Consider the following 25,924-nt stretch of genomic DNA (forward strand, 5'->3'; position numbering starts at 1 on the left):
AATGGGTCTGTTGAGCCTTGCCATCTGGATGCCGATCATCATCGGCGCCGTGCTACTGGCCTTCGGTCGTGACAGTCAGGCGACTGCAGTGCGTTGGATCGCGCTCGTCGGCTCGATCGCGAGTTTCCTCGTCACGCTGCCGCTCTACGCGCGCTTCGATACCAGCACCGCCGCGATGCAGTTCGTCGAGAAGACGAGCTGGATCGAGCGTTTCAACGTCTACTACCACGTCGGCCTGGACGGCATCTCGTTCTGGCTCGTGCTGCTGACGGCGTTCATCACGGTCGTCGTGGTGATCTCGGCCTGGGAGGTGATCACCGAGCGCGTCAACCAGTACATGGGCGCGTTCCTGATCCTGTCCGGCCTGATGATCGGCACCTTCGCCGCGCTCGACGGGATCCTGTTCTACACCTTCTTCGAAGCCACGCTGATCCCGATGTACCTGATCATCGGCATCTGGGGCGGCCCGAACAAGATCTACGCGGCCTTCAAGTTCTTCATCTACACGCTGCTCGGCTCGCTCTTGACGCTGGTCGCGCTGATCTACCTGTACAACAAGTCGGGCGGCAGCTTCGACATCCTGACCTGGCACAAGCTGCCGCTCGATGCGCGCACGCAGACCTTCCTGTTCTTCGCCTTCCTCGCGGCCTTCGCGGTGAAGGTCCCGATGTGGCCGGTCCACACATGGCTGCCGGACGTGCACGTCGAGGCGCCGACCGGTGGTTCCGCCGTGCTGGCCGCGATCATGCTGAAGCTCGGCGCCTACGGCTTCCTGCGTTTCTCGATGCCGATCGCGCCCGATGCCTCGCACGAGTGGGCCTGGTTCATGATCGCGCTGTCGCTGATCGCCGTGATCTACGTCGGCCTCGTCGCCCTCGTGCAGCAGGACATGAAGAAGCTGGTGGCGTATTCGTCGGTGGCCCACATGGGCTTCGTGACGCTCGGCTTCTTCATCTTCAACGAGATCGGTGTTTCGGGCGGCATCGTCCAGATGATTTCCCACGGCTTCGTCTCCGGCGCGATGTTCCTGTGCATCGGCGTACTGTACGACCGCGTGCATTCCCGCGAGATCGCGGACTACGGCGGCGTGGTCAACACGATGCCCAAGTTCGCGGCGTTCGCGCTGCTGTTCGCGATGGCCAACTGCGGCCTTCCCGGAACGGCCGGTTTCGTCGGCGAGTGGATGGTGATCATCGGCGCGGTCAAGACCAACTTCTGGCTCGGCCTCGGTGCCGCCACGGCGCTAATCTTCGGTGCCGCCTACACGCTGTGGATGTACAAGCGTGTCTACCTCGGCGCCCCGGGCAACGGCCACGTGAAGGAGCTGAGCGACATCGGTGCCCGCGAAAACCTCATGTTGGCGTTGCTGGCGGCCGCGGTGCTCTGGATGGGCGTCTACCCCAAGCCCTTTACCGACGTGATGAATCCGTCCGTGGCTGAACTGCTGCGCCACGTGGCGGTTTCCAAGCTGCCCTAAATCCAAGCTGAAGAAGAGAACGAGATGATTGACAAACTCAGCTGGATGACGATCTACCCAGAGGCGGCGCTGCTCATCATGGCATGCGTCATCGCGCTGTTGGATCTGTCCACCACCAGCCCCCGCCGTACGGCCACCTATGTGTTGACGCTGCTGACGCTGGCGGTGATTGCGGTGCTGACCGGATTCAACGCCGCCGAAGGCAAGACCCTCTACGGATTCGGCGGGATGGTCGTGAGCGACCCGATGGGCAACTGGCTCAAGTGCTTCTCGACGCTGGCACTGATGGTCACGCTGGTCTACGGCCGCCCCTATTCGGCCGATCGCGGCATGCTGCGCGGCGGCGAGTTGTTCACGATGAGCATGCTGGCTTTGCTCGGCATGTTCGTGATGATCTCGGGCAGCAACTTCCTGGTCTTGTACCTCGGCCTCGAGCTGCTGACGCTGTCGAGCTACGCCCTGGTCGCGCTGCGCCGCGACAACGCCCTGGCGAGCGAGGCCGCGATGAAGTACTTCGTCCTCGGCGCGATGGCCAGCGGCTTCCTGCTGTATGGCCTGTCGATGATGTACGGCGCGACCGGTTCGCTCGACACCAACGAGGTGTTCAAGGCCATCGGAAGCCGTCAGGTCAACCACCAGGTCCTGGTCTTCGGCCTGGTCTTCATCGTCGCCGGTCTGGCGTTCAAGGTCGGTGCTGCACCGTTCCACATGTGGGTGCCCGACGTGTACCAGGGCGCTCCGACGGCGATCACGCTCTTGATCGGCGCGGCGCCCGAGCTGGCGGCCTTCGCGATCATCATCCGCCTGCTGGTCGAAGGCTTGCTCCCGCTCGCATTCGACTGGCAACAGATGCTGACGCTGCTGGCGATCGCGTCGCTGCTGGTGGGCAATCTCGCGGCCATCGCGCAGACCAACCTCAAGCGCATGCTGGCCTATTCGACCATCGCGCAGATGGGCTTCATGCTGCTCGGCCTGGTGGCCGGCGTCGTCAACGGCAACACCTACAACGCCCAGTTCGCCTACAGCGCCGCGATGTTCTACATCGTGACCTATGTGCTCACCACGCTCGCGAGCTTCGGGATCATCCTGCTCTTGGCGCGCGAAGGCTTCGAGAGCGAGGAGATCACCGATCTCGCCGGTCTCAACCAGCGCAGTCCACTGTATGCCGGCGTGATGGCGATCGCGATGTTCTCGCTGGCGGGTGTGCCGCCGCTGGTCGGCTTCTACGCCAAGTTCGCGGTGCTCCAGGCGCTGATCGCATCGGGCCAGGCGATGCACATCGCGCTGGCCGTCTACGCGGTGGTGATGTCGCTGATCGGCGCCTTCTACTACCTGCGCGTGGTCAAGGTCATGTACTTCGATGAGCCTTTGACCGCGACGACGGTGTCGGCGCCCCAGGACGTCCGTGCCGTGCTGACCGTCAACGGCGCGCTGATCCTGATCCTCGGGATCCTGCCCGGTGGCCTGATGGCGCTGTGCGCGCAGGCGATCGTGGCAACGCTCGCGACCTGATCCGGCTCCGTGTCGCAAAGCGCCTCGGTCTGGGTGGTGCTGCTGGTTGCGCTGCTGGCAGCCAACCTCCCGTTCTTCACGGAGCGCATACTGGGGCTGATCCCGCCGCCCAGCACGACGAAGAAGTCGCTGGCGATCCGGTTCGGCGAACTGGTGCTGCTCTACTTCGTCGTCGGCGGCATCGGACTGCTGTTCGAAAGCCGCGTCGGGCAGATTGCACCCCAGGGATGGGAGTTCTACGCCGTCACGGCCGCGCTGTTCGTCGTGCTGGCCTTCCCCGGGTTCACGTGGCGCTACCTGTTGAAGCATCGCTGAAGGAAATCGCATGAGCTCGAAGTCCCCTGACAGCGTCGATACGCACCTCCGTGAAGAATGCACGGGCAGCGAGTTGCTGTTCCAGGGCAACTTCCTGCGCGCCAGGCGCGACACCGTCAGGCTGCCCGACGGGCACACCGCGACGCGCGAATACGTCGTGCATCCGGGGGCGGTGGTGGTGGTGCCCTTGCTCGACGACGGGCGCCTCGTGCTCGAGCGCCAGTACCGCTACCCCATCGGCCATGTGATGACCGAGTTTCCGGCCGGAAAGCTCGATGCCGGCGAGGATCCTTTCCTGTGCGGCCAGCGCGAACTGCTCGAGGAAACCGGCTACACCGCGCGCGAGTGGGCCTACGCCGGCGCGATGCATCTGGCGGTGGCCTACTCGACCGAAATCATCCACATCTACTTTGCGCGCGGCCTTTCGCTCGGAACGCGCCAGCTCGATCACGGCGAGTTCCTCGACGTGATCACAGCGACGCCCGAGGAGGTCCTGGCCTGGTGCCGCGACGGGATCGTGACCGACGCCAAGTCGCAGACTTGCGCCTTGTGGGTTCAGAACGTCCTTTCGGGCGCATGGGTCCTCGACTGGCAATCGCCCGCGCAGTTCGCTGCGGCGGGATAATGCGCGCATGAAGGTTCTCAACCTCCAATGCGCACACGGTCATGGCTTCGAGGGATGGTTCGCGTCCCACGAGGAGTTCGAGCGCCAGCTCACGGCCGGGCTGGTGGAGTGCCCGCTCTGTGGTGACAGGAAGATCACCAAGCTGCTGGCCGCGCCGCGGCTGAATCTCGGCAGCGCCAAGCCGGCCGAGCCGCGGGCGCCGTCGGACGAGGCCGAATCGCCGGAAGGCCGCTGGCTCCAGGCGGTGCGCAAGGTGATCGCGCAAACCGAGGACGTCGGCGACCGCTTCGCCGACGAGGCACGAAAGATGCACTATGGCGAGGCGGAAGAGCGCGGCATCCGCGGCCAGACCACGCGCGAGCAGGCTCAAAGCCTGATCGACGAAGGGATCCCGGTGTTTTCGCTGCCCTTGCCGCCCGCGCTCAAGGAAACCTTGCAGTAGCGCAGCGCGCCGGCCGGGTGTCCCTGGCCCTCAGGCCACGAATTGCAGCGCTGCGAGTCGGGCGTAAACGCCGTTCTCTGCCACCAGGCTCGCGTGCGTCCCTTGTTCGACGATGCCGCCGTGGTCGAGCACCACGATACGGTCCGCCTTTTGCACGGTCGCGAGCCGGTGGGCAATCACGAGCGTGGTGCGCCCGGCCATTGCCGATTCCAGTGCCGCCTGCACCATGCGTTCACTCTCGGCGTCGAGCGCGCTCGTGGCCTCGTCGAGCAGAAGCAGCGGCGGATTCTTCAGCATGGCGCGTGCGATCGCGATGCGCTGCCGCTGGCCGCCGGAAAGGCGGACGCCGCGCTCGCCCAGGAAGGTGTCGTATCCCTCGGGCAGCGCGCGCAGGAAGCCATCCGCGAAGGCCGCCTTGGCGGCGGCGTGGACTTCTTCCTCGGTGGCATCGGGGCGTCCGTAGCGGATGTTCTCGAAGGCGGTCGCCGAGAAGATGACCGCATCCTGGGGAACCAGGCCGATGCGCGTGCGCAACTCGTCGAGCGACAGCGCACCGAGCGAAACACCGTCCAGCGAGATGCTTCCGGATTGCGGGTCGTAGTAGCGCAGCAGGAGCTGGAAGACGGTGCTCTTGCCGGCCCCGCTCGAGCCCACCAGCGCCACGGTTTCTCCGGGCGTGATCGCGAGGCTGAAGTCGCGCAGCGCGGGAATGCCGGGGCGGGAAGGGTAGTGAAAGTCCACCGATTCGAAACGGACCGAGCTTCCCGCGTCGGAAGCCGGCGTCTGGACGGGTGCGGCGGGCGATTGGATCACGGACTTGGCGTGCAGCAGCTCCATCAGCCGCTCGGTCGCGCCGGCCGCGCGCAGCAGGTCGCCGTAGACCTCGCCGAGCACCGCCGCGGCGCTCGCGAGGATGATCACGTAGACCACCGTCTGCCCCAGGTGGCCGGCCGTGATGTCGCCGCGCAGAACGGCCTGTGTGCCCTGGTAGAGCCCCCAGAGCAGCGCCGCCGACGTCGCGATGATGATGAACGCCACGAGGAAGGAGCGCGCCTTCGTGCGGCGAACCGCGGTGCGGAAGGCGTTGTCCGTCGAGGCGTCGAAGCGGGCCGATTCGCGTGACTCCGCCGTGTAGCTCTGAACGACCGGGATGGCATTGAGCACTTCGGCCGCGATCGCGCTCGAGTCCGCCACGCGGTCCTGGCTGGCGCGCGACAGCTTGCGCACCCGCCGGCCGAACCACATGCTCGGCAGCACCACCAGCACGAGGATGCCGAGCACCTGGACCATCACGTAGGGATTGGTCCAGATCAGCATCGCCAGGGCGCCCACGCCCATCACCCCATTGCGCAGGCCCATGCTGAGCGACGAGCCGACCACGGTCTGCACCAGGGTGGTGTCGGCCGTGAGGCGTGAAAGCACCTCGCCGGTCTGCGTGGTCTCGAAGAAGACCGGACTCTGCCGCAGCACGTGGGCGTAGACGGCATTGCGCAGGTCCGCCGTGACGCGTTCCCCGAGCCAGCTCACGGTGTAGAAGCGCGCGGCCGAGAACAGGCCCAGCGCCACGGCGACGGCGAAGAGGGCGACGAAGTGATCGCGCAGGGCCATCGTCTGCGCGCCCTTGTCGCTCGAAACCAGGCCGCCGTCGATCAGGCTGCGCAGCGCGATCGGGAAGACCAGCGTCGTGACGGCGGCAAGCACCAGGAAAACCCCGGCCAGGAGGATCTGGGTGCGATACGGCCTAAGAAAGGGCGCCAGCCCGGACAAGGACTTCGGGGAGCCTTTGCCGGGCCTGGTGGAAGCAGCGGAAGAAGCCATGGCCCGATTCTAGCTAACGCTTGCCCACTCAAAGGCCGCCTTGACAATAATTGCCTCGGCAACTAATATTGCGGCATGTCCGAATCCAAGAGCCCCGAATCCACGCTGGCAGAGTCGCCAAACGGGGGGCCGCGCGCCGTCAAGACGTTCTACAAGGCCGAAAACTACCGTGCGGAGGAGAGCATCGGCTACCTGATGCGGCGCATCATGTCGGCCGTCGGCCAGTCCGTGGAAGCGCTCATGTGCGAACCCGGCAGCCCGACCTATCCGCAATGGGTGCCGCTGCACAAGCTTCACATGGGGCAGGCGACCACCGTGGCCGAACTGGCGCGCGAGTGCGAACTCGACACCGGCGCCATGACCCGCCTGCTGGATCGTCTCGAGGCCAAGGGCCTCTGCCGGCGCGTTCGCTCGGTGTCCGACCGCCGTGTGGTCAACATCGAACTCACCGACGAAGGCCGCGCCGCCGCCAAGCAGGTACCGCATCTGCTCTGCCGCGTGCAGAACGAGCACCTCGCCGGCTTTTCCGACGCGGAATGGGAGCAGCTCAAGAGCTATCTGCGCCGCATTCTCGATAACGCACAGGCCATCTCGGCCCGCAAAGAAAAAAATGACTCATCTTCTTCCTGAAGGCGCGTTGCGCCGTGCCACTGCGGTGGCGACAGCCGTGTTCGCGCTGGCGCTGGCCGGTTGCGCCGACATGGGCGGCGCTTCGTCGCAGGCCAAGCTGCGCGATGCCGATTCGCTCGGCCTCACGGCAACGGTGTCGCCGGCCGCTGCCGCGCCTGCCGCCCCCGCCCTCGACAGCCAATGGTGGCTGGCCTTCGGCGATGCCCAGCTCGATGCGCTGGTCGCAGAGGCGCTGGAAGGCAACCCGAACCTGCAGGTTGCCCGTGCGCGGCTCGCGCGTGCGCAGGCCGCGGTGTCCGTGGTCCAAGCCAACGACAAGCCCCAGATCAACGGCTCGCTCGACCTGACGCGCGAGAAGTTTTCCAACACCTACATCTATCCGTCGCCACTCGGCGGTTCGATCCAGGAGGTCGGCACGCTGCAGCTCTCGGGCAGCTGGGAGCTCGACTTCTTCGGCAAGAACCGCACCGCGATCGAGGCGGCCATCGGCAGCGCCAATGCCGCCGCGGCGGATGCCGATGCAGCGCGCGTGCTGCTCGCGAGCAACGTCGCGCGCGGGTACGTGCAGTGGGCGCGACTGCAGGATCGCCTGGCCGTGGCCAACCGCACGCTCGCGCAGCGCGAAGAGACCTACAAGCTCGTGCGGGACCGCGTTTCCGCCGGCCTCGACACCCGCCTGCAGCTGAAGCAGAGCGAAGGCGGCCTGCCCGAAGCGCGCCAGCAGATCGAATCGCTCAAGGAGCAGGTCGAGATCGCCCAGCATGCGCTCGACGCGCTGGTCGCCAAGCCGAACGCCACCCAGGGGCTCACCCCGCCGGTGCTCGGCAACATGAAGCCGATCGCGCTGCAGTCGACGATCCCGGCCGACCTGCTCGGCCGCCGTGCCGACATCGCGGCCGCGCGCTGGCGCGTGGAAGCCGCCGCCAGCGACGTGGCGAATGCCAAGACGCTGTTCTATCCCAACATCAACCTGGTGGCCTTCGCGGGCTTCCAGAGCATCGGCTTCGACAACCTGCTGAAGTCCGCCAGCCAGCAGTGGGGCGTCGGTCCCGCGGTGCGTCTGCCGATCTTCGAAGGCGGGCGCCTGCGCGCCAACCTGCGCGGCAAGTCGGCCGACCTCGACACCGCGATCGAAAGCTACAACGCCACCGTGATCGATGCGGTGCGCGACGTCGCGGACCAGATCTCCAGCCTGCAGTCGGTCGCGCGCCAGCAGGTGCAGCAACGCGAAGCGCAGGATGCGGCCGAAGCCGCCTACGACATCGCGGTGCAGCGCTACAGCGCCGGCCTCGGCACCTATCTCGATGTGCTCACGGCGGAAGTGACCGTGCTCGGACAGCGCCGCGACAGCGTGGACCTCGCTGCGCGCGCCCTCGATTCGCAGGTCGGCCTCGCACGCGCACTGGGCGGCGGCTGGCAGCCTGAAGACGCAAAAACCGCGGCGGCCGGCTCCGCCACCGCGCACAACTGAACAAACGATTCGTACTCGAAAGACATCGCCATGGAAAACAACAGCGCCGCCAACTCCGCCGCTCCGGCCGGAGCCGCAGCAGAAGCACAGGCTCCGAACAACAAGCGCCGCCGCGCGCTCACCGCGCTGGCCGCGGCCGTGGTGGTCGCCGGTGCCGGCTGGGGCGGGTATGAATGGCTCGTCGCCAGCCGCTACGAGTCGACCGACAACGCCTACGTGCAGGGCAACGTGATCCAGATCACGCCGCAGATCGGCGGCACCGTGATGGCGATCAATGCCGATGACACGGACTTCGTGAAGGCCGGCCAGCCGCTGGTGCAGCTCGATCCGTCCGATGCCCGCGTGGCGCTCGACCAGGCGGAAGCGGCGCTGGCCCAGGCGGTTCGGCAGGTCCGCACGCTGTACGTCAACAACGCATCGCTGGCGGCGCAGGTCTCGCTGAAGCAGGCCGACATCGTCCGGGCGCAGAGCGACATCGCCCGTGCCGAGGACGACCTGAAGCGCCGCCAGGCGCTCGCGGGCGGCGGCGCCGTGTCGAAGGAAGAGCTCAACCACTCCGAAACCGCACTGGCCAACGCCAAGAGCGCGCTGGCGGCCGCGCAGGCGGGCGTGCTCGCCGCGCGCGAGCAACTGTCGAGCAACCAGTCGCTCACCGAAGGCACGAGCGTCGAGCAGCACCCGAGCGTGCAGGCCGCCGCGGCCAAGGTGCGCGAGGCCTTCCTCGCAACGCAGCGTGTCGGCATGCCGGCACCGGTCGACGGCTACGTTGCCAAGCGCACCGTGCAGCTCGGCCAGCGCGTCACCGCCGGCACGCCGATGATGTCGATCGTTCCGCTCAACCAGCTGTGGGTCGACGCCAACTTCAAGGAAGTGCAACTGCGCAACATCCGCATCGGCCAGCCCGTGAAGCTGACCGCCGACCTGTACGGCAAGAAGGTCGAGTACACCGGCCACGTGCAGGGCCTGGGCGTCGGTACCGGTGCGGCCTTCGCGCTGCTGCCGGCGCAGAACGCGACCGGCAACTGGATCAAGGTGGTGCAGCGCGTGCCGGTCCGCATCGCGCTGGACGCCGAGCAGCTCAAGGCCAATCCGCTGCGCGTGGGTCTGTCGATGGACGCCGAGATCGACGTGCGCGAGAAGGGCGGCAAGATGCTCGCCGATGCACCGCGCGGCGAGGCGGCGGCCGCACAGACGCAGGTCTACAGCCAGCTCGAGCGCGGCGCCGATGCCGAAGTGCAGCGCATCATCGCCGCGAACCTCGGCCACGAAGTCCCGCAGAAGGCGCCGGCTTCGAACGGCACCAAGTCGGCAGCGCCATCGGCGTCGGTGGCCCAGCCGGGCTGATCGACCGAGCTTCGCGCCATGTCGAACGCCGCTGCACCGCAGCCGCTCCCGCCGCTCGAAGGTTCCGCACGCACGTGGGGAACCATCGCGCTGTCGGCCGCGACCTTCATGAACGTGCTCGACACTTCGATTGCGAACGTGTCGCTGCCGGCGATCTCCGGCGACCTCGGCGTCAGCTCCACGCAGGGCACCTGGGTCATCACGAGTTTCGCGGTGGCCAATGCCATCGCGGTGCCGCTCACGGGCTGGCTCACGCAGCGCTTCGGGCAGGTGCGCCTGTTCATGGCGAGCGTGCTCCTGTTCATCATCAGCTCGTGGCTGTGCGGCCTCGCGCCCAACATGACGATGCTGATCGCCTTCCGCGCGCTGCAGGGCTTCGTCGCGGGGCCGATGATCCCGCTGTCGCAGACGCTCCTGCTGTCGAGCTATCCGCGCGCCAAGGCGGGTCTCGCGATGGCGATGTGGTCGATGACCACGCTGGTCGCGCCGGTGATGGGGCCGCTGCTCGGCGGCTGGATCACCGACAACATCTCGTGGCCTTGGATCTTCTACATCAACATCCCCGTGGGCCTTCTCGCAGCCGGGATCACCTGGGCGATCTATCACAAGCGTGAAAGCGCGACGCGCAAGGTGCCGATCGACGGCATCGGCCTCGCGCTGCTGGTGCTGTGGGTGGGTTCGCTGCAGCTCATGCTCGACAAGGGCAAGGAGCTCGACTGGTTCCACTCCGCCCAGATCGTGACGCTGGCCGTGGTCGCGGGCGTGGGCTTCGCCTTCTTCCTGGTCTGGGAACTCACCGACAAGCATCCGGTGGTCGACCTGTCGCTCTTCAAGCGCCGCAACTTCTGGTCCGGCGCATTCGCGACCGCGGTGGCCTACGGGCTCTTCTTCGGCAACGTGGTGATCCTGCCGCTGTGGCTGCAGCAGTACATGGGCTACACCGCCACGCAGGCGGGGATGATCATGGCGCCGGTGGGCCTGCTGGCGATCTTCTTCTCGCCGATCGTCGGCATGACGGTGGGGAAGGTCGATCCGCGGCGCTACGCGACCTTCTCGTTCCTGGTCTTCGCGCTGGTGCTGTGGATGCGTTCCAACTTCAACACCCAGGCGGACTTCTGGACCATCATGATCCCGACCGTCATCCAGGGCGTGGCGATGGCGTTCTTCTTCATCCCGCTGGTGACGATCACGCTGTCGGGCCTGTCTCCGGACCGTATCCCGGCCGCGTCGGGCCTGTCGAACTTCCTGCGCATCACGGCGGGCGCCATCGGCACCTCGACCGCGACCACGCTGTGGGAGAACCGGGCGGCGCTGCATCACGCGCAACTGGTCGAGGCGGTCAACCAGGGCAGCACGGCCGCGAGCGGCGCGATCGCCAACCTGGGCAGTGCCGGCTTCACGGCCGAGCAGGTGCTGGGGCAGATCAATCGCCTGGTCGATCAGCAGGCCTTCATGCTCGCGTCGAGCGACGTGTTCTACGGCTCGGCCGTCCTGTTCCTGCTGCTGATCCCGCTGGTGTGGCTGGCGAAGCCGGCACGCGGCGGCGGCTCATCCGACGCTGCTGCAGGCGCACACTGACTGGGCTCACCCTAGGCTTCGCGCGGCTGGTTCGAGTGCCGCAGCGCAGCATAGGCATTTGCCCCAGTAGGCAGGTTTGTTACGCCTGCGAACAATGCGTTCCGCACGGCCATGGTGGCGTGCGCAAACATGGATCGCATGACCGACTATTTCTGCCAGCTCAAGGGCGCAATCGCGAGATGACCGACATCATTCTCGAAACGCGCAAGCTCACCAAGGAATTCAAGGGCTTCACCGCAGTCAGCAAGGTGGATCTGTCGGTCGTCCGCGGATCGATCCATGCCTTGATCGGACCGAACGGCGCGGGCAAGACGACCTGCTTCAACCTGCTGACCAAGTTCCTCGAGCCGACCTCGGGCACGATCCTGTTCAACGACACGGACATCACGAGCGAGCGGCCGGCGCAGATCGCGCGCCGCGGGATCATCCGCTCGTTCCAGATCTCCGCGGTATTCCCGCACCTGACCCTGCTCGAGAACGTGCGCCTCGGATTGCAGCGCGCGCTCGGCACCTCCTACCACTTCTGGAAGAGCGAGAAGTCGCTGACGCCGCTCAATGCACGGGCGCGCGAGCTGCTCGCGCAGGTCGGCCTGGAAGACCTTGCCGACGAGCTCACCGTCAACCTGCCCTACGGCCGCAAGCGCGCGCTCGAAATCGCGACCACGCTCGCCATGGAGCCCGAGCTGATGCTGCTCGACGAGCCCACGCAGGGCATGGGCCACGAAGACGTGCATCGCGTGGCCGAACTCATCAAGCGCGTGTCGGCCGGCCGCACCATCCTGATGGTGGAGCACAACATGAGCGTGGTCTCGACCATCGCCGACAAGATCACGGTGCTGCAGCGCGGTGCGGTGCTCGCCGAAGGACCGTATGCCGAGGTCTCCCGCAATCCGCAGGTGATGGAAGCCTACATGGGCACCACCGAAGGCCAGCTGCAGGGAGCCCACTGACATGCCGACACCTGCACTCGAAATCAGCGGCCTGCAGGCCTGGTACGGCGAGTCGCACGTGCTGCACGGCGTCGACATGGTGGTGCAGCCCGGCGAGGTCGTCACCTTGCTGGGGCGCAACGGTGCCGGACGCACCACGACCATGCGCGCGATCCTCGGCCTGACCGGTGCGCGCAAGGGCAGCATCAAGGTCAATGGCCACGAGACGATCCACCTGCCCACGCACCGCATCGCGCACTACGGCATCGGCTACTGCCCGGAGGAGCGCGGCATCTTCGCGAGCCTCTCGTGCGAGGAGAACCTCTTGCTTCCGCCGCCGCTGAAGGGCAGCGACAAGGGCATGTCGGTGGACGAGATCTACGCGATGTTCCCGAACCTCGCCGAGCGCCGGCACAGCCAGGGCACGCGCCTGTCGGGCGGCGAACAGCAGATGCTCGCCGTCGGCCGCATCCTGCGCACCGGCGCCAGGCTGCTGCTGCTCGACGAAATCTCCGAAGGGCTGGCGCCGGTCATCGTGCAGGCGCTGGCGCGGATGATCCACACCCTGCGCGGCAAGGGCTATACCGTGGTGATGGTCGAGCAGAACTTCCGCTTCGCCGCGCCGCTCGCCGACCGCTTCTACGTGATGGAACACGGCCGCATGGTCGAGGCCTTCGGCGCGGCCGAGCTCGACGCCAAGATGCCGGTGCTGAACGAACTGCTGGGCGTCTGATCCCAATCCCTTTCTGACTGGATGGAGCCAATCATGAAGACCTCTCTCTCCGCACTGTCGATCGCCGTGGCCGCACTGGCCCTCGCATCCGGCGCCCACGCGCAGGAAAAAGTGAAGATCGGTTTTGTCACCGACATGTCGAGCCTCTACGCCGACATTGAGGGCAAGAACGGCGCGCTCGCGATCCAGATGGCCATCGACGACTTCGGTGGCAAGGCACTGGGCCAGCCGATCGAGCTCGTCACGGCCGATCACCAGAACAAGGCCGATATCGCCGCCTCGAAGGCGCGCGAATGGATCGACACCGAGGGCGTGACGATGGTCTTCGGCGGCACCAACTCCGGCACCGCGCTCGCGACCGCGAAGGTGGCGCAGGAGAAGAAGCGCGTGTACTTCAACAACGGCGCCGCCACCTCCGCGCTGACCAACGAGCAGTGCAGCCCCTACACCGTGCACTACGCCTATGACACCGTCGCGCTCGCCAAGGCCACCGGCGGCGCGGTGGTCGAACGCGGCGGCAAGAGCTGGTTCTTCCTGACGGCCGACTACGCTTTCGGCCATGCACTCGAAGCCGACACCGCCAAGGTGGTGAAGGAGAAGGGCGGCACCGTGGTCGGCAGCGTCAAGCATCCTCTCAATGCATCGGACTTCTCGTCGTTCCTGCTGCAGGCGCAGAACTCCAAGGCGCAGATCCTCGGCCTCGCGAATGCGGGCGGCGACACGATCAACGCGATCAAGGCCGCCAAGGAATTCGGCATCGGCAAGAACATGAAGACCGCCGGCCTGCTGATCTTCCTGAGCGACATCCATAGCCTGGGCCTGAAGAACACCGAAGGCCTGCTGCACACCACGAGCTGGTACTGGGACCTGAATGACGACTCGCGCAAGTGGTCCAAGCGTTTCTTCGACAAGACCAAGCGCATGCCCACCGACATCCAGGCGGCGGACTACTCGGCCACGATGACCTACCTGAAGGCGGTGCAGGCGGCCAAGACCACCGATGCCGACAAGGTGATGGCGGAGCTCAAGAAGATGCCGGTCGACGACTTCTACGCCAAGGGCCAGATCCGCGCCGATGGCCGCTTCGTGCACGACATGTACCTCGTCGAAGTGAAGACGCCGGCCGAATCGAAGCAGCCGTGGGATTACCTGAAGGTCATCACCAAGCTGCCGGGCGACCAGGTCTTCACCGCCAAGGCCGACTCCAAGTGCGCCCTCTGGAAATGACACCGCCCCTTTCTTTGTCCAACAACCCACCCAGAACATGAAAAAGACCCTCGCACTCTCCGCCGTCTCTCTCGCCATCGCGCTCGCGGCAGGCGCTGCCCAGGCCGAGGACAAGGTCAAGATCGGCTTCATCACCGACATGTCGAGCCTCTACGCGGACGTCGAGGGCAAGGCCGGCGCGACCGCCATCCAGATGGCGATCGACGACTTCGGCGGCAAGGTCAACGGCATGCCGATCGAACTCGTCACGGCCGATCACCAGAACAAGGCCGACATCGCCGCCTCGAAGGCGCGCGAGTGGATCGACACCGAGAACCTCACGATGCTGTTCGGCGGCACCAACTCGGGCACAGGCCTCGCGATGGCGAAGGTCGCGCAGGAAAAAAAGCGCGTCTTCATGGTCAACGGCGCCGGCACCTCGGCGCTGACCAACGAGCAGTGCAGCCCCTACACCGTGCACTACGCCTACGACACCGTCGCGCTTGCCAAGGGCACCGGCAGTGCGGTCGTGGCCAACGGCGGCAAAAGCTGGTTCTTCCTGACGGCCGACTATGCCTTCGGCCAGGCGCTCGAAGCCGACACGACCAAGGTCGTGAAGGAGAAGGGCGGCACCGTGTTGGGTAGCGTCAAGCATCCGCTCAACGCGTCGGACTTCTCGTCGTTCCTGCTGCAGGCGCAGAACTCCAAGGCGCAGATCCTCGGCCTGGCCAATGCAAGCGGCGACACGATCAACGCGATCAAGGCCGCCAAGGAATTCGGCATCACCAAGAACATGAAGTTGGCCGGGCTGCTGGTCTTCATCACCGACGTGCACAGCCTGGGCCTGAAGAACACCGAAGGCCTGCTGCTCACCACCAGCTGGGACTGGAACCTGAACGACCAGACGCGCGCCTTCGGCAAGAAGTTCTTCGACAAGATCAAGCGCATGCCCACCGACATCCAGGCCGCCGACTACTCGGCCACGATGACCTACCTGAAGGCGGTGCAAGCGGCCAAGAGCACGGATGCCGACAAGGTGATGGCGGAGATGAAGAAGACCCCGGTCAACGACTTCTATGCCAAGGGCCAGATCCGCGCCGACGGCCGCTTCGTGCACGACATGTACCTCGTGCAAGTGAAGTCGCCGGCCGAATCGAGCCAGCCGTGGGACTACTACAAGGTCGTCGCCAAGCTGCCGGGCGAAGAGGTCTTCACGACCAAGGCCGAGTCCAAGTGCGCCATCTGGAAGTAATCGCCGGTTCATGAGCATTTCTCTTCCTGCCCTGTTGAGCCAGCTCCTTTTGGGCTTGGTCAACGGGTCGTTCTACGCCATCCTGAGCCTCGGGCTCGCGGTCATCTTCGGCCTGCTCAACGTCATCAACTTCGCGCATGGCGCGCTGTTCATGCTGGGCGCGGTGTCGACCTGGATGGCGATGAACTACTTCAACGTCAACTACTGGGTGATGCTGATCGTCGCGCCGGTGCTCGTCGGCCTGTTCGGCGTCGTCATCGAGCGGCTGCTGCTGCGCTGGATCTACAAGCTCGACCACCTGTACGGCCTGCTGCTCACGCTCGGGCTCACGCTGCTGATCGAAGGCGTGTTCCGCTCCATCTACGGCGTCTCGGGCCTGCCTTACGACACGCCCGACCTGCTCGCGAGCGCGACCGACCTCGGCTTCATGATCCTGCCCAACTACCGCGCGTGGGTCGTCGTCGCCTCGCTCGTGGTGTGCTTTGCGACCTGGTTCATGATCGAGAAGACCCGCATCGGCGCCTACCTGCGTGCCGGCACCGAGAACCCGCGGCTCGTCGAGGCCTTCGGCGTCAACGTGCCGCTGATGATCACGCTCACCTACGGCTTCGGCGTCGCGCTCGCGGCCTTCGCCGGCGTGCTCGCCGCACCGGTGATCCAGGTGTCGCCGCTCATGGGCCAGAACCTCATCATCGTGGTGTTCGCGGTGGTCGTGATCGGCGGCATGGGCTCGATCATGGGCGCGATCCTCACCGGCCTCGGCCTCGGCGTCATCGAGGGGCTGACCAAGGTGTTCTACCCGGAGGCTTCGTCCACCGTCGTGTTCGTGATCATGGTCATCGTGCTGCTGCTGCGGCCAGCCGGCCTGTTCGGAAAAGAAAAATAAGACAGCCGCCGCATGAAAAAAAAGACTTCTCTCATCCTCTACCTGCTCCTTCTCGCGGCACTCGTGGTGGCGCCCTTCGCCGGCGCCTATCCGGTGTTCGTGATGAAGCTGATGTGCTTCGCGCTGTTCGCCTCGGCCTTCAACCTGCTGCTCGGCTACACGGGGCTGCTGTCCTTCGGCCACGCGGCCTTCCTCGGCGGCTCCGCCTACATCGCGGGCCAGTCGATGAAGGTCTGGGGCGTGACGCCCGAGATCGGCCTCGTCCTCGGCACGCTCACCGGCGCACTGCTGGGCTGGGTCTTCGGTTCGCTCGCGATCCGCCGCCAGGGCATCTACTTCGCGATGATCACGCTCGCGCTCGCGCAGATGGTGTTCTTCGTCGCGCTGCAGGCCAGGTTCACCGGTGGCGAGGACGGCCTGCAGGGCGTGCCGCGCGGCAAGCTCTTCGGCGTCGTCGATCTGCAGAGCGACCTCACGATGTACTACGTCACGCTGGCGATCGTGGTCGCGGCCTTCCTGCTCATCGTGCGGACCATCCACTCGCCGTTCGGCCAGGTGCTCAAGGGCATCAAGGAGAACGAGCCGCGCGCGCTGTCGCTGGGCTACGACGTGAGCCGCTTCAAGCTGCTCGCGTTCGTGATCTCGGCTGCGCTCTCGGGCCTCGCGGGTTCGCTCAAGACGCTGGTGCTCGGCTTCGCGACCTTGTCCGACGTGCACTGGAGCGCCTCGGGCCAGGTGATTCTCATGACGCTGGTCGGCGGCCTCGGCACGCTCTCCGGGCCGCTCGTGGGCTCGGCGGTGGTGGTGCTGCTGGAGAACAAGATCGGCGAACTCGGCCACTTGCTGGCGCGCATCACGACCCTCGACTGGTTCGACACGCTCGGCGAGTCGGTCACGATCGTGACCGGCCTGATCTTCGTGATCTGCGTGCTCGCCTTCCGGCGCGGCGTGATGGGCGAGATCATCGCCTTCATGGATCGCCGGCGCGGGGCGGCGAAGGGTTGAGTGAGTTCGTCCGACCGTAAGCGCCGGTCAATGGAACAGTTCGGACGAAGACAGGTAGCCTTTGCCGAATCCCCCCGCCGCGAGCACCCTGCCGTCCGACAGCAGGGTCGTCGTATGCGAATAGCGCGCGAGCGCCAGATCTCCGGTCGGCGACCAACTGGCCGCGGCCGGATCGAAGAGCTCGGCGGATGCCAGCGGCTTCCGATCGGTGCCCCCGGTTGCCATCACGTTCCCATTGCCCAGACCGGTGACGGTATGCGCGTAGCGTGCGTGCGCCAGCGCGCCGGCCTTCGACCAGGTGCCCGCCGCTGGATCGAAGCCCTCGGCAGAAGCGAGCGCGGCTTGCCCGTCGTAGCCGCCCGCGACCAGCACCTTGCCACTTTGCAGCAGCGCGGCGCCATGCTGGCTGCGGCCTTGTCCCATGCTGCCGGTGAGGGACCAGAGGCCGGTCGCCGGGTCGTACACCTCGGCGGAAGCCAGCCTTGCGGAACGCGATCCGCCGCTGCCGATGCCGCCAGCCACGAGCATGCGACCGTCATTCAGCAGGGTGGCGGTGTGGAAGGCGCGCGCGTTCCCCATGCCGCTTGCTTGCGACCATGCGCCCGTGGCGGGGTCGTACAGCTCGGCTGACGACAGCGCCGAACCGGAGGCGTCTTCTCCTCCAGCCACGAGCACCCGCCCGTCGGGCAGCAGCGTCGCCGTGTGCGTGTCGCGCGCCTGGCTCATCCTTCCCGTCGGCGACCACGCGCCGGTCGCGGGATCGAACACCTCCGCCGTGGCGACCGAGCTCCCTGCGCCGCGACCGAAGCCTCCGGCGACCAGCACCCGGCCATCGCGCAGCAGCGTGGCCGTGGCGTTCTGTCGCTCCTGGCCCAGGTTCCCGGCGGTCGACCAGAAGTCCGTGGCCGGGTCGTAGAGCTCGGTCGACGTCAGCGCGCCGCCCGGTCCGAATCCGCCCGCCACCAGGACCTTGCCGTTGCCGAGCAGCGTCGCGGTATGGCGGATGCGCCCCTTGCCATTCATGGCGTCCACAGGCCGCCACTCGCCGCGCACCGCGTTGAACACGGTGATGGCGATCTGCGCGCTGACGCTGCCCGCGCTGTTCGCGGCAGTGACGGTGTAGAGGGTCTCCGGCTGCGGCGCGGTCGGCGTGCCGCTGATCGATCCGGTCAGTGAATTCAGGCTCAAGCCGGGCGGCAGTGCGGGCGACACCGTGAACAGGGCGACTTCGCCGCCGCCGTACTGCGGTTCGCCGTAGACGACAGGAACGCCGACGGTGTACACGGGCGCGGTGTCCGAATAGTCCAGGCCTGTCGGCGGCGCGGCCTGCGGGCGCACTTCGAGCGTGATCTGCGTCTCGATGCTTCCCGCGCTGTTGCTGCCGGTGACCGTGTAGACCGTCGCGGGCGAATCCTCGATCGGGGTGCCGGTGATGACGCCGGTCTGCGGGTCCATGGCCAGCCCCGGGGGCAGGGGTGGCTGCACGCTGAACCGGGTGATCTCGCCGCCATCGGAAATGGGTGTATTGGGCGTCACCGCCTCGTTGGCCACGTAGGTGATCGAACTGTCCAGGTAGCTCAGTTCGTCCGGCGCGATGACCTGATCCTTGACCTCGATCTCCACGCGCGCCGCGCTGCCGCCTGCCGGGTTGCTCGCGGTGACCTCGTAGACGGTGGTCGGGGATGTCCCGGTGGGCGTGCCGGTGATGTCGCCGGTCTGCGTGTCCAGGATGAGACCGGGAGGCAAGGGCGGCCGCACGCTATAGCGCGTGGCCTGCGCGTTGCTCATGGTCGGTGTGTCGGGGACGATCGGCGTCCCCTGCGCATACACCACCGATGCGTCGCGGTAGGTCAGTCCTTCAGGCGGCTGGGAGACGGTATTGAGGGTGAACCCGCCGCCGCTGCCGCCGCATCCGCTCATCAGGGCGGCCAGCAGAACGGGCAACCCCCGCGCGAGATCCGTTGTTGTCATGGCGACCCCCCGCACCTCTTGGTGCGTCGCGCGAAATTCTGTGCGCTGTCGTGACGATCCGCAACCGGCAGGCGGGCGCGCTGCGCGGCGGGCCGATCCGATGGGCGAACTACCGCATCGCAGCCGACGCCAGCGGATTCGGCGTTGGCTCGCCCACCTTCGTGAGCGTGTTCCCGTCGGTGTGGTGGAAGGGCTCGGCCTGACCGCGGATCTGCAGCACCGTGTCCTGCCGGTAGGTCCAGGTGCCGTCGGCGTTGAACTCAACCTCGATGCGAAAGTCCGTCGTGGTGAAGGCGTGCTCGAGAAATGGGTTGGACACGATGCCGTTGGTCAGGCTGCCGCGCACGGCACTGAGCTCGAAGCGATCCGCATCCGCCGCCGCATGGCCCGTCGCCATCGCGACCTGTCCGCGCGGAATGGCGAGGGTGAACAGCACCGTGCCGGTCGCGGGCTCCCAGAGCCAGTAGCCGACCTGGTCGTGGTACATCTTGGCGAGGCCCGGCTTGTGGATGAAGGTGTGATAGCGCAGCCCGTAGTAGAGCTGCGGGCCGTTGGTCTGCGGGTCGATCGGCTGCAGCTCGTAGTGCTCGACGTAGACCTGCGTCTTCGGGCCTTGCGCCTTGGGCTTGACGTCGACCCCCTTTTCGCCGCGCCACAGCCCCGCCATGCGGCGCAGGGGACCGAGGTTGGCGAGCGTGTCGGGGTCGAGGTCGGAAGGTTCGGTGTAGATGTCTGCAGGGAAGTCGGACATGGCGGTGCGTAGATGAATTGCAGGTTGTCGTCGGGGCCATGAGGTGGCGGGGCAATCCTACCTCTGGTGCAGACGACCGCGCCAACGCCCGTGGCCCTGCGTCAGTGCAATGCCCGTCGCACCGATTCGATTGCTTCGTCCACGGCCTGCACGCGCCGCTGGGTCTCGGCGTTGATGCAGGTGACCAGCGCCCTCAACTCGCCGGGCTCGACATGGAACTCTTCGAATTCGTATCGGCGATGCGGCGACAGAAAGCCCTGCAGGCACTCGAAGGCGAGAAGCGTGTCGCGCAGGTTGTGGAACTCGTCGATGGCGTTCAGTGCGGCGCCTTGGGCCTTGCATTTGCGTGTGGGTGTCGAGGCGTTGCCTGTTGAACTTTTCCGTCCGCGAACTTTGCGTTTGCCGGATCTGGAATTGAAAAAACCGGCAGGACTTTCGTCCTCCCGTCCGAGCCGCCAAAAATGGGACGCGAACAGGGAAGCCGCCAGCCCGTGAGGCTCTGCGGCTTCCGCCCTGAGTAAATTGTTTCGGGCTTCCAAACCCGGTCGCATCGTTGCCGATGCGACGGGCGAAGTATGCCAGCGTCAATGAGTTCGACGGGGCTATCGTTTGGGGGCGCGTGGGCGATGGGACTCGTTCAGATCGATCAGCCTAAACTTCCGCACCCGGCCAGGAGCCGTCGGTCAAGCAACCCCCTTGAACGTCGGCAACAGGAGTGAGACCTTCCGCTCGCAACCAGACCGTCAACCGCCACACTCGACCCCACAGCGGCTGTGCGCGAAATGGGACAGCAGACACTCGATGTCAGCGGGTGGCGGTCAAGTGCCGGCATGTCGACACGCGATACGAGTGATCTAGTTCGGAATGCCCGCTGCGCAGCAGTCCGGCCATTTTCTTCTCCAAGTGAAAGAATTAAGAGTCATGTGAGACATCTGCCTCACATTTCACCATGTTGTTGTAAGAACTGTCACATCCTGCCTGGCCTCGATTTACAGTCATCCAGCGGATTCAAAAGCCATAACTTCCAAGAATCCGTGGAGGTGCCGTCATGTCAGCCGTGATGTCAACCGAAGCCTGGCGGGCACTCGCAGAACAGTCACTGCTGCCCGTTGAAGTCGCTGAACTGGCGCGGCCCTTGCTGGATGACCATGTATGCATCCGCGGCGTCCAGTTGCGGTACTCGGAACTCGTCGACCGATCCTTCTTCGCCCCCGAGCAACGGGCGCGCCTGCGCCAGCAATTGGAGCTTGCCCAGCCCTTCCCGCATCTCGTGCTCGATGGCCTGTTCCATCCGGCGTTGCTGGAACTCGTCGCGGAGGAGTTCGATACGCAGCCTGCCTCCAGTTGGGCTGAGGTCAAGAGCCCGTACGAATGCACGCGCCGCTTGCTGCCGGGCGAGAGCTTGCAGACCGCTTCGCAGTTGTACTTCGACATCGTGAGTTCGGGCTGGTTCACCGCGTGGCTGACTTCGATCACGGGCGTGCCCTACCTGCTGTCGGACCCCAAACTGTGGGGCGGTGGGCTGCACGAAAGCCGGTCCGGCGGCGCCTTCTCGATCCATCGCGATTTCTACCGCCATCGCGACATCGGCCTGCGCAATGCGATGGTCTTCATCACCTACCTGAACAAGGGCTGGCAATCCGAATGGGGCTCGGCGCTGGAGCTGTGGGACAAGAAGGCCGATCGCTGCGCGAAGTCGGTTCAGCCCGAGTTCGGCAGGACGATGATCCTCCCCCATGGTCCCGCAAGCTATCACGGGCATACGAAGCCGCTGAATACGCCGGACGGACGGCCAAGGCGTTCGGTCGCCGCGTACTTCTACACAAGCCCGTTCGCGGGCAAGCGCCCTTGCCATGAATCGGCAACGATCTTCCTGCACCCTGCGCGAATCGACCAGGCCAAGGTCATCGCGCGCATGATCGCGCCGCCATTCATCTGGGCACTGGGAAGGAAGCTCTTCGGCCGCTGAACTCGCCACGGCCCGGTGGCCGGCTCCCATGCTGTCGGAATCGGCCGCGTGCGTCGGGTTGTTTCCAGGCATCCTTCTTCTGCAGGGATGCAGCCTGAGCCGGCTGCGCTCTCAGCGCCGACGACCGCCTTACGCCGCAATCCCGCCGGTCGGTCGGAGTACGTCGGGCGTCGGGATTGGGCGCACTGCGCCTCTCACGTTCACAAGCCAATGGACCGCGCAACCGGTTTGAACAGGAAGTAAGCTGCTCCGCCAACACGCCGACGCCGTCACATCCTCAACGCCTGCGCATACCCCGTGAGCTCGAGATACCCCCGCCCCACGATGCGCCCCTGCGCATCCCGCAGATCACTCAACCCCTCCCAGTACACCGCGCCGGTCGACCCCCGGCTGTCGAGTTCCTGATCGTCCAGCAGCGGATGGACGCTGAAGGTGCCGGCCGGCGTCTGAATGCGCAGCCGCACCGGATAGTCCGCGCGCGTGCGCGGGCTCACCCATCGCCCTTCGGGCGTGAACCGAAGCTCCTCGGGGCTGAAGACGCGCACGCGCCCGTCGGGGCTGCGCATCGAGCCGCCGGCCCATAGCGCCCTGCCGTCGCGATGGCGAATGCGGAAGGCCATCAGCGCGCTGCCGTCGAAGAGGTTCATGCCGATCCAGTCCCAGCCCGAAGCCTCGGGATGCAGGTAGGCATCGCTCCATTCGTGGTCGAGCCATGCGGTGCCCTGGACGTCGAAGCTGCGGCCCTGCAGGCTGAGCCGGCCTTGGGTCGCGAGTTGCGGTTCGCTGTAGTAGTAGCTCGCCTGTTCGAGTTCCGGCCCTTTGCGCGAGAGTCCTGCGTTGCCTTGCAGCATGACCGGCTGCGTGGGCGTGAATCGCAGGTCGAGCGCGAAGCCCTCGGCCGGCAGGTGCGCGATGTAGCTCGTCGATTCGCGCTGCAGCGTCCAGTTGCGCAGGCGCACGTCGGTGTCTTCTTCCGAGGCGGACGCCACGCCGAAGCCGGCGCGTGCGATGCGCTGGTCGTGCCAGAGCCTGCGGCCTTCGAGATCGGTGAGGGCCGCGTGCGCGAAGATCAACTGCCGCGCCGCGAATTCCGATCGCATGTCCTGCGTTTCGGCGATGCGCGAGCGGAAGAAGGTGAGCTGGAAGCCGAACTCGCGCGCGCCGGAGCGTGCATGGCCGGTGATGTACCACCACTCGGTGCTCCGTTCCGGGTGGCTGCCGAAGTCGCGCGGAAAGCGCATCTCGCGCGGCGGCAGGGCCCATGCGGCCACCGGCGCCGCGAGCGCGCAGAGCATCAGCGAACGTCGTGACAGGCGCGGGAGTGCGCGTGCATGCATGCGGGCGATTGTCATCAGGCGCTCACCAGTCTTCCTTGACGGCCATCACGGCGTCGTGGCCGGCGGCTGCGCGTCCCGCGAGCCACGCGGTGAGCGTGCCGGCCGCGAGCACCGCCGCGCACAGCGCCAAGAGGCGGACCCACGGCACCAGCAGATCCATGGTCCAGTGAAAGCTCTGCGGATTCACCACATGCACCAGCACCACCGACACCGCGAGCCCGAGCGCGAGGCCCGCGATCGCGCCGATGGCGGTCCACGCCGCGCCTTCGCCGGCGACGATCGCCAGCACCTGCATGCGCGTGAAGCCGAGGTGCGCCAGGAGCCCGAACTCCTTGCGCCGCGCGAGCACCTGCGCGCTGAAGCTGGCCGCGATGCCGAACAGGCCGATGCCGATCGCCACCGCCTGCAGCCAGTAGGTGACCGCGAAGCTGCGGTCGAAGATGCGCAGCGAGGTGGCGCGGATCTGGCCGACCGAGGCGATCTCGATCGGCTCCGCCGGGCCGAGCCGCTCGGCTGCGATGTCGCGCACCGCCTGCGCCACCGTCGATGCATCCGCGCCGGGCGCGAGCCAGAGCGCCACGTCGCTGACGCTGCGGTCGCCCGTCAGTTGCACGAAATCGCGCGCGTCGATCGTGATGGCGCCGAACTGCCGCACATAGTCGCGCCACACGCCGGCGACGAAGAAGGCGGGCGGCTCGGCGGAAGAAGTCGAAGCGAATGCGCGCGACAGCGGCTCGAACACTGCGCCCGGCCGTGCGCCGTAGAGCTCGACCATCGCCTCGCTCACGTAGACGCCGATCCGGCCCGCAGGCACCGGCCGCGCCGCGCCGAGCAAGGGCAGCGAGCGGTCAGCGCCGTCGTCGAGGCTGCGCGCGATGAGCGTGACCGGGGGGCGCGACGCATCGAGCAGCAATGCGCGCGTGCGCAATGTGCCGCTGCGCGTCACGCCGGGGATCTGCGCGAAGGCCTGCACGGTCGCGGGCGCGAACGAGGCCTGCTCGCTCGTGGAATTGCCGCCGCTCGAACTGCGCACATAGAGATCGGCCGGCAGCACCACGTCGAGCCAGCGCGTGACCGAATCGCGGAAGCTCGCGACCATCACGGTGAGCGCGACCGCGAGGCTCAGGCTCGCGACCACGCCGCTGACCGCGACCGCCGCGGTGCCGCGCATGCGCCGCGCCCGTTCGATCGCGAGCAGCGGCAGCACACGTTGCGAGAAGAGCGGCGCGATCCGGTCGTAAAGCAACGCGATGAGCCACGGCAGCGCGGTGATGCCGCCCACCAGCAGGAAGCCGACCGAGAGGTAGGCTGCGATCGGAATGCCGAACACCGCGGGCGCCGCGGCCAGTGCCACGCCGGCCGCGATCAGCAGCAGCGCGATGCGATGCGCGCCGCGCTGCGCGTGCATGGTGCCGAGGCCCTTGAGCGTCTGCGCTTCCGGCAGCGCCGCTGCCGCGCGTGCCGGCCACCAGCCGCCGACCAGCGCAGCGAGGACGCCGAGCGCGCCGTAGAGCAGGGCGGCGCCCCAGCTCCAGCGCAGCGTCGGCGCGACGCCTTCGAAGTAGCCGCCGCCGAGATCGCCACCGAGCACCTCGAGCGCAAAGGCCGCGAGTGCCGTCCCGAGCGCGATCCCGGCCGCGCTGCCGATCAGGCCCAGCAGCAGCGATTCGGCCAGCACCAGCTTCAGCCGCTCGCGCGGCGTGAGGCCCAGCACGCCGAGCAGGGCGAACTGCTGCGCGCGCTTCGCCACGCTGAGCGCGAGGACCGAGAAGACCAGGAAGGCGCCGGTGAACAGCGCCACCAGCGCGAGCACGGTCAGGTTGACGCGGTAGGCGCGCGAGAGATTGCTCACGCGCTCCGCCGCGTCGCCGGGCTCGGCGATCTGGATGCCCTGCGGCCAGCCCGGCGATTCGCGCAGGGCACGCAGGAAGGCGGCGCGGTCGGCGCCCGGCGCCAGCCGCAGATCGATGCGCGTGAGCTGGCCGCCGCGGATGAAAAGATCCTGCGCCGCGCCGATGTCCATCACCGCGAGCGCCGCGCCGCCGGCGGCCACCTGGCCGGCGACTTTCAAGGTCTGCCACTGGCCGCCGACGCGCAGCTGCACGGCGGCGGCTGTCTCGCCGAGCGCCTTGCGCGCCGCGGCGTTGAGGAACACGTAGCCCGGCCGCAGCAGCGAAAGGCGTTCGCTCCCTTCGGCCGGCCTCGGCATCAGCGCGGGTGCGATCGACGGCAGCACCAGCGGGTCGACGCCCACCGCGCGGATCGGGACCTGCCGCCCTTCGGCCAGCGCGACCGTCGGCACTTCGAGCACGGGGCTGGCCAGCGACACCATCGGATGCGTCGCCACTTTTGCGAAGACGGCTTCGTCGAAGCCGCCCTGCACGGCGCGCAGTTCCAAGTCGGGCTGGCCGTTGACCGAGCGCACCGCGCTCGAGAACTCGTCGAGCGCCGAGGCGTTGATGAGCTGGACCGAGAAGGCCAGCGCCACGCCGAGCATCACCGCGACGATCGCGGCGGCGTTGCGCCATGGGTGATGGCGCAGTTCCTGCATCGAGAAGGTGGAAAGCAGCGCCCACATGCGATGCATTCTGCCGCGGCGCAGCGTGGTTGTTTCAAAGCGACAAATATCACGCTGTTCGTATCTGCATGGCAGGGCTACTGCTTTCGCCGTAT

At 66.7% G+C, this 25,924-nt stretch carries 22 protein-coding genes; 16 read left to right on the forward strand and 6 right to left on the reverse strand.

The window, feature by feature from the left end; genetic code table 11:
- Position 1: 1 nt before the first annotated feature.
- Genes VAR608DRAFT_RS23470 through VAR608DRAFT_RS23490 form a run of 5 tightly spaced genes read left to right on the forward strand, consistent with a single transcriptional unit; the run spans position 2 to position 4,371 of the window.
- Positions 2–1,477, forward strand: a complete 1,476-nt coding sequence (locus tag VAR608DRAFT_RS23470; protein WP_088956250.1) for an NADH-quinone oxidoreductase subunit M — start codon at positions 2–4, stop codon at positions 1,475–1,477.
- A 24-nt stretch (positions 1,478–1,501) separates the two neighbouring features.
- Entirely contained in the window at positions 1,502–2,989 is a 1,488-nt protein-coding gene (gene nuoN / locus VAR608DRAFT_RS23475; RefSeq protein ID WP_088956251.1) for an NADH-quinone oxidoreductase subunit NuoN, read from the forward strand.
- Positions 2,990–2,998: 9 nt separating this feature from the next.
- Positions 2,999–3,304 (forward strand): DUF2818 family protein, encoded by a 306-nt coding sequence (locus VAR608DRAFT_RS23480; protein ID WP_088956252.1) that lies wholly within the window; start codon positions 2,999–3,001, stop codon positions 3,302–3,304.
- A 10-nt stretch (positions 3,305–3,314) separates the two neighbouring features.
- Positions 3,315–3,929, forward strand: coding sequence for an NUDIX domain-containing protein (locus VAR608DRAFT_RS23485; RefSeq protein WP_088956253.1), 615 nt, complete (start codon positions 3,315–3,317; stop codon positions 3,927–3,929).
- A 7-nt stretch (positions 3,930–3,936) separates the two neighbouring features.
- Complete coding sequence (locus tag VAR608DRAFT_RS23490) at positions 3,937–4,371, forward strand: DUF1178 family protein (RefSeq protein WP_088956254.1); 435 nt, start codon at positions 3,937–3,939, stop codon at positions 4,369–4,371.
- A 30-nt stretch (positions 4,372–4,401) separates the two neighbouring features.
- Here VAR608DRAFT_RS23490 and VAR608DRAFT_RS23495 read toward each other — a convergent pair whose 3' ends face one another.
- Positions 4,402–6,189, reverse strand: coding sequence for an ABC transporter transmembrane domain-containing protein (locus VAR608DRAFT_RS23495; protein WP_088956255.1), 1,788 nt, complete (start codon positions 6,187–6,189; stop codon positions 4,402–4,404).
- Between the two features lie 75 nt (positions 6,190–6,264).
- Here VAR608DRAFT_RS23495 and VAR608DRAFT_RS23500 point away from each other — a divergent pair, with 75 nt between their 5' ends.
- The 10 genes from VAR608DRAFT_RS23500 (at position 6,265) to VAR608DRAFT_RS23545 (ending at position 17,223) form a co-directional block, all read left to right on the forward strand.
- Complete coding sequence (locus VAR608DRAFT_RS23500) at positions 6,265–6,819, forward strand: MarR family winged helix-turn-helix transcriptional regulator (RefSeq protein WP_088956256.1); 555 nt, start codon at positions 6,265–6,267, stop codon at positions 6,817–6,819.
- Complete coding sequence (locus tag VAR608DRAFT_RS23505; RefSeq protein ID WP_088956257.1) at positions 6,800–8,290, forward strand: efflux transporter outer membrane subunit; 1,491 nt, start codon at positions 6,800–6,802, stop codon at positions 8,288–8,290. Before VAR608DRAFT_RS23500 ends, VAR608DRAFT_RS23505 begins: the two co-directional genes overlap by 20 nt.
- 30 nt (positions 8,291–8,320) lie before the next feature.
- Complete coding sequence (locus VAR608DRAFT_RS23510; RefSeq protein ID WP_088956258.1) at positions 8,321–9,634, forward strand: efflux RND transporter periplasmic adaptor subunit; 1,314 nt, start codon at positions 8,321–8,323, stop codon at positions 9,632–9,634.
- A gap of 18 nt (positions 9,635–9,652) precedes the next feature.
- Positions 9,653–11,212: a DHA2 family efflux MFS transporter permease subunit gene (locus VAR608DRAFT_RS23515; protein ID WP_088956259.1), complete on the forward strand. Its 1,560-nt coding sequence runs from the start codon at positions 9,653–9,655 to the stop codon at positions 11,210–11,212.
- A 179-nt stretch (positions 11,213–11,391) separates the two neighbouring features.
- Positions 11,392–12,162 carry an ABC transporter ATP-binding protein gene (locus VAR608DRAFT_RS23520; RefSeq protein WP_088956260.1) on the forward strand — a complete coding sequence of 257 codons (771 nt, stop codon included), beginning with the start codon at positions 11,392–11,394 and terminating at the stop codon, positions 12,160–12,162.
- 1 nt (position 12,163) lies between these two features.
- Complete coding sequence (locus VAR608DRAFT_RS23525) at positions 12,164–12,874, forward strand: ABC transporter ATP-binding protein (RefSeq protein ID WP_088956261.1); 711 nt, start codon at positions 12,164–12,166, stop codon at positions 12,872–12,874.
- 33 nt (positions 12,875–12,907) lie between these two features.
- The gene (locus tag VAR608DRAFT_RS23530; RefSeq protein ID WP_443082882.1) at positions 12,908–14,101 is read left to right on the forward strand and encodes an ABC transporter substrate-binding protein; all 1,194 of its coding nucleotides are present in this window, start codon (positions 12,908–12,910) and stop codon (positions 14,099–14,101) included.
- A 37-nt stretch (positions 14,102–14,138) separates the two neighbouring features.
- Positions 14,139–15,332, forward strand: coding sequence for an ABC transporter substrate-binding protein (locus tag VAR608DRAFT_RS23535; protein WP_088956263.1), 1,194 nt, complete (start codon positions 14,139–14,141; stop codon positions 15,330–15,332).
- A gap of 10 nt (positions 15,333–15,342) precedes the next feature.
- Positions 15,343–16,218, forward strand: coding sequence for a branched-chain amino acid ABC transporter permease (locus tag VAR608DRAFT_RS23540; RefSeq protein ID WP_088956264.1), 876 nt, complete (start codon positions 15,343–15,345; stop codon positions 16,216–16,218).
- A gap of 12 nt (positions 16,219–16,230) precedes the next feature.
- Positions 16,231–17,223, forward strand: coding sequence for a branched-chain amino acid ABC transporter permease (locus VAR608DRAFT_RS23545; protein ID WP_088956265.1), 993 nt, complete (start codon positions 16,231–16,233; stop codon positions 17,221–17,223).
- 27 nt (positions 17,224–17,250) lie between these two features.
- Here the strand turns inward: VAR608DRAFT_RS23545 and VAR608DRAFT_RS23550 are convergent, their stop codons facing one another.
- From VAR608DRAFT_RS23550 to VAR608DRAFT_RS23560, 3 genes are all read right to left on the reverse strand, one after another.
- Positions 17,251–19,194 carry a kelch repeat-containing protein gene (locus VAR608DRAFT_RS23550; RefSeq protein ID WP_088956266.1) on the reverse strand — a complete coding sequence of 648 codons (1,944 nt, stop codon included), beginning with the start codon at positions 19,192–19,194 and terminating at the stop codon, positions 17,251–17,253.
- A gap of 109 nt (positions 19,195–19,303) precedes the next feature.
- Positions 19,304–19,945, reverse strand: a complete 642-nt coding sequence (locus tag VAR608DRAFT_RS23555; RefSeq protein ID WP_088956267.1) for an FABP family protein — start codon at positions 19,943–19,945, stop codon at positions 19,304–19,306.
- 101 nt (positions 19,946–20,046) lie between these two features.
- Positions 20,047–20,484, reverse strand: a complete 438-nt coding sequence (locus VAR608DRAFT_RS23560) for a hypothetical protein (RefSeq protein WP_088956268.1) — start codon at positions 20,482–20,484, stop codon at positions 20,047–20,049.
- A gap of 509 nt (positions 20,485–20,993) precedes the next feature.
- Between VAR608DRAFT_RS23560 and VAR608DRAFT_RS23565 the strand changes: the two genes are divergently transcribed.
- Positions 20,994–21,914, forward strand: coding sequence for a 2OG-Fe(II) oxygenase (locus VAR608DRAFT_RS23565; protein WP_088956269.1), 921 nt, complete (start codon positions 20,994–20,996; stop codon positions 21,912–21,914).
- Between the two features lie 269 nt (positions 21,915–22,183).
- Here the strand turns inward: VAR608DRAFT_RS23565 and VAR608DRAFT_RS23570 are convergent, their stop codons facing one another.
- Positions 22,184–23,266, reverse strand: a complete 1,083-nt coding sequence (locus VAR608DRAFT_RS23570; RefSeq protein WP_443082883.1) for a lipocalin-like domain-containing protein — start codon at positions 23,264–23,266, stop codon at positions 22,184–22,186.
- A 7-nt stretch (positions 23,267–23,273) separates the two neighbouring features.
- Positions 23,274–25,829, reverse strand: coding sequence for an ABC transporter permease (locus tag VAR608DRAFT_RS23575; protein ID WP_088958938.1), 2,556 nt, complete (start codon positions 25,827–25,829; stop codon positions 23,274–23,276).
- Between the last annotated feature and the right edge of the window lie 95 nt (positions 25,830–25,924).

This window comes from Variovorax sp. HW608 (genome assembly GCF_900090195.1).
Classification (GTDB): domain Bacteria; phylum Pseudomonadota; class Gammaproteobacteria; order Burkholderiales; family Burkholderiaceae_C; genus Variovorax.

What these genes read in the sequence shown, in the direction of transcription:
- VAR608DRAFT_RS23470 (WP_088956250.1), top strand. Translation starts at nt 2, where the DNA reads ATGGGTCTGTTGAGCCTTGCCATCTGGATGCCGATCATCATCGGCGCC.
- nuoN (WP_088956251.1), top strand. Translation starts at nt 1,502, where the DNA reads ATGATTGACAAACTCAGCTGGATGACGATCTACCCAGAGGCGGCGCTG.
- VAR608DRAFT_RS23485 (WP_088956253.1), top strand. Translation starts at nt 3,315, where the DNA reads ATGAGCTCGAAGTCCCCTGACAGCGTCGATACGCACCTCCGTGAAGAA.
- VAR608DRAFT_RS23490 (WP_088956254.1), top strand. Translation starts at nt 3,937, where the DNA reads ATGAAGGTTCTCAACCTCCAATGCGCACACGGTCATGGCTTCGAGGGA.
- VAR608DRAFT_RS23495 (WP_088956255.1), bottom strand. Translation starts at nt 6,189, where the DNA reads ATGGCTTCTTCCGCTGCTTCCACCAGGCCCGGCAAAGGCTCCCCGAAG.
- VAR608DRAFT_RS23500 (WP_088956256.1), top strand. Translation starts at nt 6,265, where the DNA reads ATGTCCGAATCCAAGAGCCCCGAATCCACGCTGGCAGAGTCGCCAAAC.
- VAR608DRAFT_RS23505 (WP_088956257.1), top strand. Translation starts at nt 6,800, where the DNA reads ATGACTCATCTTCTTCCTGAAGGCGCGTTGCGCCGTGCCACTGCGGTG.
- VAR608DRAFT_RS23510 (WP_088956258.1), top strand. Translation starts at nt 8,321, where the DNA reads ATGGAAAACAACAGCGCCGCCAACTCCGCCGCTCCGGCCGGAGCCGCA.
- VAR608DRAFT_RS23515 (WP_088956259.1), top strand. Translation starts at nt 9,653, where the DNA reads ATGTCGAACGCCGCTGCACCGCAGCCGCTCCCGCCGCTCGAAGGTTCC.
- VAR608DRAFT_RS23520 (WP_088956260.1), top strand. Translation starts at nt 11,392, where the DNA reads ATGACCGACATCATTCTCGAAACGCGCAAGCTCACCAAGGAATTCAAG.
- VAR608DRAFT_RS23525 (WP_088956261.1), top strand. Translation starts at nt 12,164, where the DNA reads ATGCCGACACCTGCACTCGAAATCAGCGGCCTGCAGGCCTGGTACGGC.
- VAR608DRAFT_RS23530 (WP_443082882.1), top strand. Translation starts at nt 12,908, where the DNA reads ATGAAGACCTCTCTCTCCGCACTGTCGATCGCCGTGGCCGCACTGGCC.
- VAR608DRAFT_RS23535 (WP_088956263.1), top strand. Translation starts at nt 14,139, where the DNA reads ATGAAAAAGACCCTCGCACTCTCCGCCGTCTCTCTCGCCATCGCGCTC.
- VAR608DRAFT_RS23540 (WP_088956264.1), top strand. Translation starts at nt 15,343, where the DNA reads ATGAGCATTTCTCTTCCTGCCCTGTTGAGCCAGCTCCTTTTGGGCTTG.
- VAR608DRAFT_RS23545 (WP_088956265.1), top strand. Translation starts at nt 16,231, where the DNA reads ATGAAAAAAAAGACTTCTCTCATCCTCTACCTGCTCCTTCTCGCGGCA.
- VAR608DRAFT_RS23550 (WP_088956266.1), bottom strand. Translation starts at nt 19,194, where the DNA reads ATGACAACAACGGATCTCGCGCGGGGGTTGCCCGTTCTGCTGGCCGCC.
- VAR608DRAFT_RS23555 (WP_088956267.1), bottom strand. Translation starts at nt 19,945, where the DNA reads ATGTCCGACTTCCCTGCAGACATCTACACCGAACCTTCCGACCTCGAC.
- VAR608DRAFT_RS23565 (WP_088956269.1), top strand. Translation starts at nt 20,994, where the DNA reads ATGTCAGCCGTGATGTCAACCGAAGCCTGGCGGGCACTCGCAGAACAG.
- VAR608DRAFT_RS23570 (WP_443082883.1), bottom strand. Translation starts at nt 23,266, where the DNA reads ATGACAATCGCCCGCATGCATGCACGCGCACTCCCGCGCCTGTCACGA.
- VAR608DRAFT_RS23575 (WP_088958938.1), bottom strand. Translation starts at nt 25,829, where the DNA reads ATGTGGGCGCTGCTTTCCACCTTCTCGATGCAGGAACTGCGCCATCAC.